This is a genomic window from Psychrosphaera sp. F3M07 (assembly GCF_018860345.1).
In the GTDB taxonomy this organism is placed as follows: Bacteria; Pseudomonadota; Gammaproteobacteria; order Enterobacterales; family Alteromonadaceae; genus Psychrosphaera; species Psychrosphaera aquimarina.
Window position 1 is genome coordinate 112,536 of sequence record NZ_JAHKPJ010000004.1, and the last position, 12,883, is coordinate 125,418.

General features: G+C 39.4%; 11 protein-coding genes. 6 read left to right on the forward strand and 5 right to left on the reverse strand.

Translation table 11 applies throughout. The annotated features are described in order from the left end of the window. Positions 1 to 18: 18 nt before the first annotated feature. Both lptG and lptF read right to left on the reverse strand, forming a co-directional pair. Complete coding sequence (lptG, locus tag KO505_RS02020) at positions 19 to 1,089, reverse strand: LPS export ABC transporter permease LptG (protein ID WP_216053772.1); 1,071 nt, start codon at positions 1,087 to 1,089, stop codon at positions 19 to 21. A 2-nt stretch (positions 1,090 to 1,091) separates the two neighbouring features. Beyond that, entirely contained in the window at positions 1,092 to 2,195 is a 1,104-nt protein-coding gene (gene lptF / locus KO505_RS02025; RefSeq protein WP_216053773.1) for an LPS export ABC transporter permease LptF, read from the reverse strand. 234 nt (positions 2,196 to 2,429) lie between these two features. Between lptF and pepA the strand changes: the two genes are divergently transcribed. The 6 genes from pepA to KO505_RS02055 all read left to right on the forward strand — a co-directional run bounded on the left by pepA (position 2,430) and on the right by KO505_RS02055 (position 9,098). After that, on the forward strand, positions 2,430 to 3,935 hold the full coding sequence (gene pepA / locus KO505_RS02030; protein ID WP_216053774.1) for a leucyl aminopeptidase: 1,506 nt from the start codon (positions 2,430 to 2,432) through the stop codon (positions 3,933 to 3,935). A gap of 34 nt (positions 3,936 to 3,969) precedes the next feature. Then, entirely contained in the window at positions 3,970 to 4,443 is a 474-nt protein-coding gene (locus tag KO505_RS02035) for a DNA polymerase III subunit chi (RefSeq protein ID WP_216053775.1), read from the forward strand. 53 nt (positions 4,444 to 4,496) lie between these two features. Next, positions 4,497 to 7,358 (forward strand): valine--tRNA ligase, encoded by a 2,862-nt coding sequence (locus tag KO505_RS02040; protein WP_216053776.1) that lies wholly within the window; start codon positions 4,497 to 4,499, stop codon positions 7,356 to 7,358. Between the two features lie 155 nt (positions 7,359 to 7,513). Beyond that, positions 7,514 to 8,380 (forward strand): SPFH domain-containing protein, encoded by an 867-nt coding sequence (locus tag KO505_RS02045; protein WP_252731590.1) that lies wholly within the window; start codon positions 7,514 to 7,516, stop codon positions 8,378 to 8,380. Between the two features lie 63 nt (positions 8,381 to 8,443). Beyond that, on the forward strand, positions 8,444 to 8,653 hold the full coding sequence (locus KO505_RS02050) for a hypothetical protein (protein WP_216053777.1): 210 nt from the start codon (positions 8,444 to 8,446) through the stop codon (positions 8,651 to 8,653). Next, the gene (locus KO505_RS02055; protein ID WP_216053778.1) at positions 8,634 to 9,098 is read left to right on the forward strand and encodes a PH domain-containing protein; all 465 of its coding nucleotides are present in this window, start codon (positions 8,634 to 8,636) and stop codon (positions 9,096 to 9,098) included. Before KO505_RS02050 ends, KO505_RS02055 begins: the two co-directional genes overlap by 20 nt. Before the next feature lie 68 nt (positions 9,099 to 9,166). On the opposite strand, the gene KO505_RS02060 is transcribed toward KO505_RS02055, so the two are convergent. The 3 genes from KO505_RS02060 to relA all read right to left on the reverse strand — a co-directional run bounded on the left by KO505_RS02060 (position 9,167) and on the right by relA (position 12,882). Beyond that, entirely contained in the window at positions 9,167 to 9,574 is a 408-nt protein-coding gene (locus KO505_RS02060; protein WP_216053779.1) for a phosphate ABC transporter substrate-binding protein, read from the reverse strand. Positions 9,575 to 9,807: 233 nt separating this feature from the next. Beyond that, on the reverse strand, positions 9,808 to 10,632 hold the full coding sequence (mazG, locus tag KO505_RS02065) for a nucleoside triphosphate pyrophosphohydrolase (RefSeq protein ID WP_216053780.1): 825 nt from the start codon (positions 10,630 to 10,632) through the stop codon (positions 9,808 to 9,810). 24 nt (positions 10,633 to 10,656) lie between these two features. Further along, complete coding sequence (relA, locus tag KO505_RS02070) at positions 10,657 to 12,882, reverse strand: GTP diphosphokinase (protein ID WP_216053781.1); 2,226 nt, start codon at positions 12,880 to 12,882, stop codon at positions 10,657 to 10,659. Between the last annotated feature and the right edge of the window lies 1 nt (position 12,883).

The following is a 12,883-nucleotide window of genomic DNA, read 5'->3' on the forward strand; positions in this document are numbered from 1 at the left end:
CTTACAGCTTACAGCTTACTATTTCTGTTTCTTAGTCAGCAAATGCATAGCCAACAAACTAAATACCAAGGTTGGGGTGAATGCTCCAATTACGGTTGGCACTTCATAAATTAACGACACCGAACCAAATATCTTGTCGAATAAAAAGAATGAGAAGCCGGTAATAATTCCTAAAATTACCCTAGCGCCCATCGTGACACTTCGTAACGGACCAAAGATAAAAGACAAAGCGAGTAACAACATTACAGCCACATTGATTGGCTGAAATATTTTGCGCCATAAGGCGAGTTCATAACGACTGGCACTTTGTTCATTTTTGCTTAAGTATTGTAAATACTCCACTAGGTCAGATACGGCCATACGTTCTGGTTTTATTGACACAACGCCCAGCTTTTCAGGCGATAACTCAGTTGGCCAAGGTAGCCTATCTAGTAATACAGTATCGATTTTATTTTGTTGCCAACGTTTTATAATTACGTCATCTAATAACCAATTACCGTTACTAAAACTTCCTGATTTAGCCGTTATTTGTTGGACTAATTTTAAGTCATCATCAAAGTCAAAAACCGTTACGTTGATTAAATCACCATTTTCAGTCACTTCTTTGATGTTAATAAACGCGTCGGTATCTTTTGCCCAAAGTCCCTGTTCTGCTGAATATAATTTACCACCAGAAACTGCTTGGGTTTTTAATTCTTTGGCTGATTGAATTGCGTAGGGCACACCCCATTCCGAAAAAATCATCATAATGAGGATGAGGATAGTACTGGATTTTAATACTGCAGAGACCACATTGGCTTTGGACATGCCGATAGCTTGCATAACCACTAATTCAGAATTACTCGCCATAGCACCCAAACCAACGAGCCCACCGATCATGGCTGCCATCGGAAAAAACGCCTCTAAGTCTTGAGGGATAAGATAGATAGTAAATAGCCCAGCAGTCATAAAGGTAAAGTCGCCACGGCCAATATAACCAAGTTGATCTATGAATCTAAATAATGAGCTGATGCCTACCAGTACGGCTAATGTCACGCCGATTGAGCTTAAAACAGTGCGACCAATATAACGGTCGATCAAAGTCATCATAATTAGTCACCTTTCCTTGTTAATTTTAACCATTTTTGCCTGATCAAACCGCCGGAACTTCGGTCTTTAATTAATAATAAGCAGGCGGTGACTAACCCTAATAAATGTATCCACCATAAACCGATATAAGTAGGTAAGTGACCATCTTCTATCGCAGATTTAGCTAACACTAATAGAATGTAATAGGTAAAGAATATGCCAAGACCCGGTAGAATTTTACCAAACCGTCCTTGTCTTGGGTTTACTGAACTTAATGGAACGGCAATCATAGCGAGTATTGGGATGGAAAGAGGGATGGCGATACGCCATTGGAACTCAGCAATTGCATCTAACTCTTTGGACTTAGCTAACTCTAAAGTTGGCAGTGCGGCATAATTACGGCGACGCTTTTCAACCGCTTGGTCTTGTAATTGGATTTGATACTCAGAGAAAGTCAGACGTTGTGAAGCATCATCTTTACCAATGTAATATCTGTGACCTTGAGATAACACCAAGTCTTGTTTGCCACTGTCGTACTCAACAATTCGACCGGTTTCCGAATAAACAACATTATCAACGCCATCTTCGTTGGCATTGGCAACAAATACTTTTTTCATTATGTAGGTTTTGCGTTCAATATCATGAACAAACACAACTGAATCGCCACTGCCTGCCTTTTGAAATCGGCCAGCGGTTAAGGTAGATAATACACCATCTGCAGCGGCGGTTTCTCTGGCTTGGTATTCATATTCAGCGGCTAATGGGGCTAAGTATAAGGTTACACTGCCGCCAACAATGGCTAAGATAAATGCATAAATTAACGTAATACGAGTGACAAACCATTCGGATACACCACAGGCTTTTAAAACACTCATTTCGTGATCGCTATAAAGTCGACCATAAGCCAACATGACGCCTAAAAATATACTTAAAGGCAGTATAACGGCAGCCAGTTGAGGAAAACGAAGTCCAATAATGGACGCAACGAGATAACCTGGTATTTTGCCCTCTGAAGCATCGGCCAATACTTTGACAAATGTTTGGCTGAGGAAAATGCTCATGAAGACTAGAAAAACCGCAAACTGCGACTTAAATACTTCAGCGGTTAAATAACGCAGAATTATCACAAATAAACCTTAGAAAACTTATACTTTTACTGGAATAATGCCAATTTATAAGTAAACTTCTTATTTTCATAAGAAAACTATTTTGTAATACTTGAAGTTGATAAGTTACTTACAATTTTGGCGGCCTAATAATAACAGGCATGGAAATTATTATAATGATAAATCCATCAATCGCCGATTAATATTTCAATAAATAACAAAAAATAATCAAAATGTAGTGCAATTGGAGAAATCATGGAATTCAGTGTTAAAAGTGGCAGCCCGGAAAAACAACGCAGCGCTTGTATAGTTGTTGGTGTTTATGAACCACGTAGACTCTCTCCCATTGCTGAACAATTAGATCAAATTAGTGATGGTTACATAAGTAACTTATTACGACGTGGTGACCTTGAAGGTAAACCAGGCCAAGTTTTATTATTACATCATGTACCTAATGTATTGAGCGAACGTGTTTTATTGGTTGGTTGTGGTAAAGAGCGTGAATTAAACGAACGTCAATACCGCCAGATTATCAAAAAAACTATCGATACTTTAAACGATACAGGTTCAATGGAGTCCGTCTGTTTCTTAACGGAAATGCACGTTAAGGGTCGTGATACATATTGGAAAGTTAGACAAGCGGTTGAAGCAACGTTAGATAGCTTGTATAGCTTTGATGCACTAAAAAGTAAAAAAGACGAAGCTCGTCGTCCTCTACGAAAATTAGTATTTAATGTACCTACAAGACGCGAATTACCTATTGGTGAACATGCGATTGAACATAGTTTAGCTATTTCAAATGGTGCAAAACTGTGTCGTGACGTAGCAAATATGCCGCCAAACATTTGTAATCCAGCGTATTTGGCCGAACAAGGTAAGTCGTTAGAGTCTTATGACAAAGTATCGGTTGAAACCGTTGGTGAAGAACAAATGGCTGCACTAGGAATGAATTCCTATTTAGCAGTTGGCCGTGGCAGTGACAACGAATCAATTATGACCATCATTAAATACAATGGTGGGGCGTCAGACGAAGCACCAATCGTATTAGTCGGCAAAGGTTTAACCTTTGACTCAGGTGGTATTTCCATTAAACCGGCCGCAGGCATGGATGAAATGAAATACGATATGGGTGGTGCCGCTGGTGTATTAGGTACCATGCGTTCTTTAGCTGAATTAGATTTACCTATCAATGTTATTGGCGTATTAGCTGGTTGTGAAAACATGACTGGCAGTAAAGCGTATCGCCCAGGTGATGTATTAACCACTATGTCGGGTAAAACCGTTGAAGTGTTAAATACCGATGCGGAAGGACGTTTGGTTTTATGTGATGCGTTAACTTACGTAGAACGCTTTGACCCTGAACTTGTAATTGATATTGCTACGTTAACCGGAGCTTGTGTGGTTGCGTTAGGTAAACATGCATCTGGCTTATTAAGTACACATAATCCTTTGGCGCATGAGCTGTTAAATGCCTCAGAGCAAAGTGGTGACAGAGCATGGCGTTTACCTTTATGGGATGAATATCAAGACCAATTAGAAAGTCCATTTGCTGATTTTAGTAATTTAGGTGGGCGAGACGCAGGGACTATTACCGCTGCATGTTTCTTATCTAGATTTACAAAAAAATATAATTGGGCGCATTTAGACATTGCTGGAACCTCATGGGTAAGCGGTGGTGCTAAAAAAGGTGCGACAGGGCGTCCGGTTCCAATGTTGACTCAGTTCTTAATGAACCGTGCCGGTATTTCGGTTGAAAGTTAGAACGTTAGAATTAATCACAAAACGAATATAACCAATGAATGCAATTTTCTGGATATTATCAGAACAACAACAAGCGCCATTACACGCCAAAGACAGTGATGTAACGGCGCACATTCATTATGCCTGCGTGTTAGCAGCGGATTTGTATCGTCAAAATAAAAAAATACATATAGGTGTTGAAAACCAAGATCAAGCACATATTGTTGATGATTGGTTATGGCAGTTTGAGGCTGATAGATTTATCCCTCATAATTTGCCGGGAGAAGGCCCACATTATGGATCACCAGTAGAAATTAACTGGGAGCCAAGTCAACAACGCCGGGGCTGTTTTGTTAATACCTGCCAAACATTACCTGATTACGTTTCTAAACTAAAAGGTGTGAATGAATGGCATGATTTTGTGCCCAATGACGAAGCTGGCAAAGCGGCTGCGCGAGAGCGATACAAGTTATTGAAACAAGCTGGTTTTAATTTAACCACCAATCAAATTCCAGATTCAATCGTGTAAAACGAAGTAGACATCAAATTTAATCTTTACAGAAATTCAAGGCAAAAACCATCATGGAAACAACTTATAACCCAACCGATATCGAACAATCTTTGTATGAAGAGTGGGAATCTAAAGGTCATTTTAAACCTTCAGGTAAAGGGGACAGTTATAGCATCGTCATTCCACCACCAAACGTCACTGGTAGTTTGCACATGGGGCATGCGTTCCAACATACTATTATGGATACGTTAACGCGTTATAAACGTATGGATGGTTTTAATACTTTATGGCAAGTGGGAACGGACCATGCCGGTATTGCTACGCAAATGGTGGTAGAACGTCAACTTGCTGCCGAAGGTGAGGTTACTCGTAAAGATTTAGGTCGTGAAAAATTCATCGACAAAATTTGGGATTGGAAAGCAGAGTCTGGTGGCACAATTACCAAGCAAATGCGCCGTCTAGGTAACTCGGTAGATTGGGAACGTGAACGTTTCACTATGGACCCTGGGTTATCAAAAGCCGTTGAAAAAGTATTTGTCGATTTATACAACGACGATTTAATTTATCGTGGTAAACGTTTGGTTAACTGGGATCCAAAGTTACAAACGGCTATTTCTGATTTAGAAGTTGAGAATAAAGACAAAAAAGGCCACATGTGGCACTTCCGTTATCCTCTAGCTGATGGTCAAAAAACGGCAGACGGTAAAGATTATTTAGTGGTAGCGACAACACGTCCAGAAACCTTATTAGGTGATACTGCCGTTGCGGTAAATCCAGAAGATCCTCGTTATAAAGACTTAATTGGTAAATCAATTGTTTTACCTTTAGTGGGTCGTCTTATTCCTATTATTGGCGATGAACATGCTGATATGGACAAAGGCACAGGTTGTGTAAAAATCACGCCTGCACATGACTTTAACGACTATGAAGTAGGTAAACGCAACAACTTACCTATGATCAATGTATTAAACTTTACTGGTCACATTCGTAATGAGTCAGAAGTTTTTAATACCAATGGTGAAGTAAGCGATGTGTATTCCACTGATCTGCCAGAGCAATTTCAAGGTTTAGAACGTTTTGCTGCACGTAAAGCGGTTGTGGCAGCCATGGAAGAGTGCGGTTATTTAGACGAAATAAAAGAACATGACTTAACTGTGCCATATGGTGATCGTGGTGGTGTTGTTATCGAACCTATGTTGACAGACCAATGGTATGTACGTGTTGAATCTATGGCGAAAGTAGCCACAGAAGCGGTTCAAAATGGTGATATCCAGTTTGTACCAAAACAATATGAAAATATGTATTTTGCGTGGATGCGCGACATTCAAGACTGGTGTATATCACGTCAACTTTGGTGGGGACACAGAATTCCAGCTTGGTATGATGAAAACGGCAAAGTATACGTTGGTAACAGTGAAGCGGAAGTTCGTACGGCTAATGGTTTAGCGGATGACGTTAAACTACGTCAAGACGAAGATGTATTAGATACTTGGTTCTCCTCTGCGCTTTGGACTTTCTCAACGTTAGGTTGGCCTGACAATGTAGAAGATTTAAAAACCTTCCATCCTACCGATGTACTGGTAACGGGCTTTGACATCATTTTCTTCTGGGTTGCGCGTATGATCATGATGACCATGCACTTCATTAAAGATGAAGATGGCAAACCACAAGTCCCATTTAAAACGGTTTATGTTACTGGACTTATCCGTGACGAAAATGGCGATAAAATGTCTAAATCTAAAGGTAATGTTATTGATCCTTTAGATATTATCGACGGTATCGAATTAGAAAAATTAGTACAAAAACGTACGGGCAACATGATGCAACCAAAACTGGCTGCAAAAATTGAAAAAAGTACTCGTAAAGAATTCCCAGAAGGCATGGAAACCAGCGGTACAGACGCACTACGTTTTACCTTGTCAGCACTGGCTTCAACAGGCCGTGACATTAGCTGGGACATGAAACGTTTGGAAGGGTACCGTAATTTCTGTAATAAATTATGGAATGCTAGCCGTTACGTATTAATGAATACAGAAGAGTTTGATTGCGGTAAAAACGCAACAGATTCAGAACTTGAATATTCATTAGCGGATCGTTGGATCCAAGGACAAATGCAAAACACCATTAAAACAGTACGTGGCCATTTGGACGCTTATCGTTTTGATTTAGCTGCTAATGCATTGTATGACTTTACTTGGAATGAATTCTGCGGTTGGTACTTGGAGTTAACTAAGCCGGTAATGAACAGTGGTTCTGAGACTCAACAACGGGCTACACGTAAAACATTGGTTGTGGTATTAGAATCGTTATTACGTTTGATGCACCCAATTATGCCGTTTATCACAGAAACCATTTGGCAACGTGTACAACCGTTAACCGGTTTTGATGCAGACGCTGAAAGCATCATGTTAAATGCGTATCCAACTTATAATGTTGATTTGGTTGATGAACAAGCGGTCGCCGATGTTGAATGGTTAAAACAGTTTATTCTGGTTATCCGTAACATACGTGGTGAAATGGACTTGTCGCCTAACAAACCAATTAATGTATTGTTACGTAACTTATCAGCACAAGACCTTGAACGTTTAACGGCTAATAAATCATTCTTGATGGCGTTAGCTAAATTAGAATCTATTAACGTGTTAGCCGAAGGCGAAAAAGCGCCAGCGTCAGCATCAGGCATTGTTGGTACTATGGACGTACTTATCCCTATGGCGGGTTTGATAGATAAAGACGCTGAGTTATCTCGCTTAACTAAGGCGATGGAAAAAGCCAATCAAGAATTACAACGTGTATCGGGTAAGTTATCTAACGAGAAGTTTGTAAGTAACGCGCCTGCGGCCGTTATTGAAAAAGAACAAGCTAAAATGGCTGAGTTCCAACAAACGGTTAATAAATTAAAAGAGCAATACGCAGAGATTGAAGCGATTTAATTACTATGTAATAGAATGACAACAAGCTGTATTGCCTGAATAAAACGCTAAACAAGTAATTGTTTGGCGTTTTTTTTATGCGGAAATTATTGATCTTTTTAAAATTGTAGTTATAGTGATATCAAAATGATATCACTAATAAAAGGATTAATATCATGAAAATAGAAAAAGAGATGAAAGAGAAAGTTGGTTTTTCAATAAATGGTTTTATTGCTGCACCTGTCGTTGGAGCTCTACTTTATCTATTTATAAGGCAAATTCCAGATGCTGAAGGAGGCAAAATTTTAATGCTTTTGTTGACAGCTTTATCAGGCTCTATGTCAGCGGGATTTTTTATGGTGCAACCTAAACAAGCAAGAGTGTTAACCTTGTTTGGCTCTTATGTTGGCACAGTAAAAGCAACAGGTTTACGTTGGACTATTCCTTTTTTTGGTCGTCGCAATATCTCATTAAGAATTCGTAACTTTGAAAGTGGTCAATTAAAGGTAAATGACAATCATGGTAATCCAATTGAAATAGCAACCGTTGTGGTATGGGCAGTAGATGATACGGCACAAGCCGTGTTTGAAGTGGATGATTATGAAAGTTACGTTAGCATTCAATCAGAAGCCGCACTTCGTAATATGGCAACAACGTATCCATATGATATTTATGAGGACGGGGATATTGCACTACGTAGTCACACTCAAGTTATCTCTGATGCCTTGACAAAAGAAGTTCAAAATCGATTGGAAAATGCTGGCATGAAAGTCATTGAAGCACGTATTAGCCACTTGGCTTATGCACCAGAAATAGCCAATGCTATGTTACAACGTCAGCAAGCAACCGCTATCATCGCCGCGCGTGAAAAGATAGTACAAGGTGCCGTTGGTATGGTTGATTTAGCATTAGAGCAGTTAGCTGAAAAAGGCATTGTAGAGCTTGATGAAGAACGCAAAGCTGCCATGGTCAGTAATCTATTAGTAGTTCTGTGCAGTGACCAAAATACTCAACCCATTGTTAATGCTGGCTCGTTATATTAAGTAGTAAAATATCAGCATTACACACAAGAGCATAAACCTAAGCTCACTTAATAAGGAGCCCATGTGACCAAAAAGAAAAGTTATCCATTACGTATTAGCCCCGATGTCTTAGCCGCAATGCAGCGCTGGGCAGACGACGAAATACGTAGTGTTAATGCTCAAATTGAATATGTGTTAAGACAGGCATTGGTGTCTAATGGACGAGTGAAACTTGTACAAAAGGTGTTAACAGAAGTTGTTGAAGAGAAAGACGATGATGAAAAAAACGTTTAAATCTAAAGTCGACAAATCCATTGTTATTATTTTGATCGCTAGTTTTTTATTTTCGTTTTATGCTTTGTTTACTGAAATTAATCAACCTGATCTTTATTCAAGTTTGTTATCTCTACTTAATGAACCAAGTGAATCAAGGTCGGCTTTGTTAGTATTAACGTTAACGACGGTTTTTGTTGTCTATATCTTTGTAAAAGTTAAATACCAAGTTACCGACACACAGATCATAATTCACAATGGTTTGTTCAGTAAAACTATTGCTATTAAAGACGTGCGCAAGGTAACACATACAATTAACGTAATATCCGCAGCGGCGTTATCTAGAAAACGGTTAGTATTACATTACTTTGATAAAATCAAAGGTGAAAGACAAATTCAGATATCACCAAAAGACAGAAAAGGATTTTTGGCGGCTATTGGGATGACCTTGTCGGATTCTTTGTAATCGTAATTTGAGTTATATAAAAAACAGTTACCTAAGTAACTGTTTTTTTTATGTGTAACCGTTTTTATTTAAAACTGGGTTATCACTTTAACGTCATCCGATACTGATGAATCATCGACATAACCTATAAAATTGGGGTTCGCTTTAACCAAAGCAATCACATTGGCATCATTGCCAACGTCTTTTGGTGGAGTGCCTTTACCGGTGAATACCAATTTTGACCAATAAGCTTTGATTTGTGTACCTGACTTTTTTAAAACCGCCGTTTCAAATTCGGTTCTTGCTGTACTTCCTTCCGTTTGGTTTACAGGAATAGCGTGGCCAGCACCTGGGAATGACTTCATCTTACCCAGAAATATCTTTGCAATTTCTGATTCACCTAAAGACACCGGATTAGATGGGTGCACTATGACAGATATGCCAGAGAATGATGATGCACTAAACAATAGATTGGTAACCAAAAAAAGTGTTTTCATTTACATCCTTAAATACTCAAGAGGGGGCAACCGATAAATGTTGGTTGACGTTATCGCTGTAGTTGATCCTTGAAAACCGGATATCAACAATGTGTATGGATAGAGTATAGTCAAAATTAACATAGGTACTTAAATGACAGACCTAAAATGGACAATTTGAGATATGTTACTCAATGCCATCTAAGGATATATTCGATTTTATATAAGATGTGTGGTGGTGATAATCTGTCTAATTAGGTATTAGATTTTGCTTGTTCCCACCATGTGTCTAACTGGTCAAGGCTGGTATTGCTAATTTCTGCGTTGTTCTCTGATGCAATCTGTTCAACCTGACGAAAGCGTTTTTCAAACTTTTTATTGGCGGATTTGATCACTTGTTCTGGGTTCAAGCCTAAGTGTCGGGTCACATTGGTAAGGGCAAAATAGAGATCCCCTAGTTCATCTGCAATGGCGTCAATATTGTCACTGTCCTTTAACGATGCGTTATCAATATTAAGGGCGAGTTCAGCTTTTACTTCTTCAATCTCTTCACTGACTTTATCAAATGCACCATGCACATCAGGCCAATCAAAACCAACACTTGAGGCTCGTTTTTGGATTTTATAGGCACGGGAAATAGCAGGTATTGCCATTGGGATATCATCTAATACGCTGGTGTTTTGTGCGTCTTTAGATTGACGTTCTGCGGCTTTTTGTTTTTCCCAGTTTTGTTTTATTTGTTGTTCAGAATCAAATTGAGCATCAGAAAAAACATGCGGGTGACGGCTGATCAACTTGTCGCAAACGGTGTCGATCACATCGTTAAAATCAAACAAGGATTGCTCTTGGCCAAGTTGAGCGTAAAACACAACCTGAAATAATAAATCGCCTAATTCACTTTTTAAGTCGACATAGTCCTTGTCTTCTATGGCTTGTGCAACTTCATACGCTTCTTCAATAGTGTAAGGTATTAGCGAATCAAAGGTTTGCTTTAAGTCCCACGGGCAGCCTGTTTCAGGGTGACGTAATTGGGACATGATCCAGTTGAGTTTATCCATAGATGATTTGTTATTTAACATTCTTAAAAGGTCACTTTTCCGGTATTAGATTCGTTTAACTTCTATCATTTCATCTAACTGACTGAGTTTGCTTACCACGCGGTTAAATGCCCCTACGTTATAGACTTCTAATTTAAGTCCCATAGTCGCAATCTGTTTCTGTACGTCAGACTCTGTGGTCATACCCAGTACATTGATTTTTTCATTTGCAAGTATGCTAGTGACGTCTCGTATTAAGCCACTGCGGTCATTTGCAATAATACGCAACTGTGAAATGTAACCACCGGAATACTCTTCTTCCCAACTGGCTTCTATGAAGCGCTCTGGGTGTTCATTCATGACAATTTTAAATTGTTCACAATCTTCTCTGTGGATAACGACGCCGCGCCCTTGAGTAATATAGCCAGCGATTTCATCACCAGGAATTGGATTACAACAGCCAGCTAGTTGGTTCATTAGATTACCAACACCTTGGAGTACAATGCCGTTTTGAAACTTCTTCTGTTTTCTCGGTTTTTGAATTAAACGAGGGTCAATTTCAGGTGGTTGTTCATTTCTTAACTTGGACTGGATGTAATTAACGACTTGATTTAAACGAACATCACCGCCACCAATTGAAGCTAATAAGTCGTCTAACGTCACCATGTTAAAGCGGTCTTTAGCTTGTTCCGCTTCTGACCAAGGTATATTTAAACGAGACAATTCTTGTTCTAAAAGTTGCTTACCTTCGGTTTGGTTTTTATCTTTATCTTGCTGTTTAAACCAAGTGTGAACTTTAGCTCGCGCTCTGGAAGAGTGGATGTAATCAAGGTTAGGATTCAGCCAGTCGCGTTTTGGATTGGATTCTTTACCTGTAATGATCTCAATCTGATCACCCGTTTTAAGTTGGTAAGTAAAAGGCACAATGCGGTTAAACACTTTTGCACCAATACATCTATGTCCCACATTAGTATGGATATGATAAGCAAAATCCAACGGGGTAGACCCATTCGGTAAATCAATAACATCACCTTGTGGCGTAAACACATAGACGCGGTCTTCGACAACTTGGTTTCTTAGCTCTTCAGCGAAATCACCGGAGTCTGCCATTTCTTCTTGCCATTGAAGTAGTTTTCTTAACCAAGCAATCTTGTCTTCATAGCTAGAGCCTTTACCAGACTTAGTTGGTAAGGCGCCTTCTTTATATTGCCAGTGAGCCGCAACACCTAACTCAGCGTCGTCATGCATTTCTTCTGTTCTGATTTGAATCTCAATCGGTTTACCTTCCGGACCTATTACGACAGTGTGAATCGATTGGTAACCGTTTGGTTTAGGCGTGGCAACATAATCGTCAAACTCAGACGGTATATGGCGCCAGCTAGTATGAATGATGCCTAAACATGAGTAACAATCCTGGATTTTATCAGCAACAACACGTACTGCTCTAATGTCGAATAACTGGCTGAACTCATACCCTTTTTTCTGCATTTTTTTCCAAATGCTGTAGATATGTTTTGGTCTACCGTAAACTTGAGACTTTATGTTAGCGCCAGCTAAGCGTTCACCAAGTAACTCGACAAAGTCTTCTAGATACTGTTGTCGTTCAGTACGTTTTTCTTCAAGGTTAGATGCGATATTTTTATAAATATCAGGCTGTAAATAGCGAAAAGCATAGTCTTCTAGCTCCCACTTTAATTGACCTATACCTAATCGATTAGCTAACGGAGCATAAATGGTTTGGGTTTCTTTGGCGGCAAGGACTCGAGTCTCTTCGTCGCTTTTTTTGATTTCACGTAAAAAGACCACTTGCTGCGCAAGTTTAATAACAACCGCGCGTACATCTTCAATCATTGCGGTTAACATACGGCGTATATTTTCACCTTGCTCAGGCGAATATTTTACTCGAGCTGACAACAAGCCCATGCTGGCCATTTTGGTGACACCGTTTAACAAATTAATGATATTACGGCCAAATTTCTTTTTGAGTTTTTCTCTAACTTTGGTGTCGGATGCCTGATGTTCAAAATAGGGATATAACAATGCAGTTATTAAACTGTCATCGTCCATATGAAGTTCAAGTAATATCTCAACAATTAGTAGACCTTGGCGGGTGTAATCGGCATCAACCGGTGAAAGTAACTCAGCTTGTTTGGGTTGCTTTTGTAACCACTGAACGGCGTCGTCAATTACTTGAACAGTATGTTCTGCTAGACCAGCAGACATTAGCCACTGTTTGGTATCTTTACTTTCTAGAACGTCTTCTAAGTGATGCGTGCGAGTTACCGAAACCACA

Coding starts and splice junctions, on each gene's coding strand:
- lptG (WP_216053772.1), bottom strand. CDS start 1,089: ATGATGACTTTGATCGACCGTTATATTGGTCGCACTGTTTTAAGCTCA.
- pepA (WP_216053774.1), top strand. CDS start 2,430: ATGGAATTCAGTGTTAAAAGTGGCAGCCCGGAAAAACAACGCAGCGCT.
- KO505_RS02035 (WP_216053775.1), top strand. CDS start 3,970: ATGAATGCAATTTTCTGGATATTATCAGAACAACAACAAGCGCCATTA.
- KO505_RS02040 (WP_216053776.1), top strand. CDS start 4,497: ATGGAAACAACTTATAACCCAACCGATATCGAACAATCTTTGTATGAA.
- KO505_RS02045 (WP_252731590.1), top strand. CDS start 7,514: ATGAAAATAGAAAAAGAGATGAAAGAGAAAGTTGGTTTTTCAATAAAT.
- KO505_RS02055 (WP_216053778.1), top strand. CDS start 8,634: ATGATGAAAAAAACGTTTAAATCTAAAGTCGACAAATCCATTGTTATT.
- KO505_RS02060 (WP_216053779.1), bottom strand. CDS start 9,574: ATGAAAACACTTTTTTTGGTTACCAATCTATTGTTTAGTGCATCATCA.
- mazG (WP_216053780.1), bottom strand. CDS start 10,632: ATGTTAAATAACAAATCATCTATGGATAAACTCAACTGGATCATGTCC.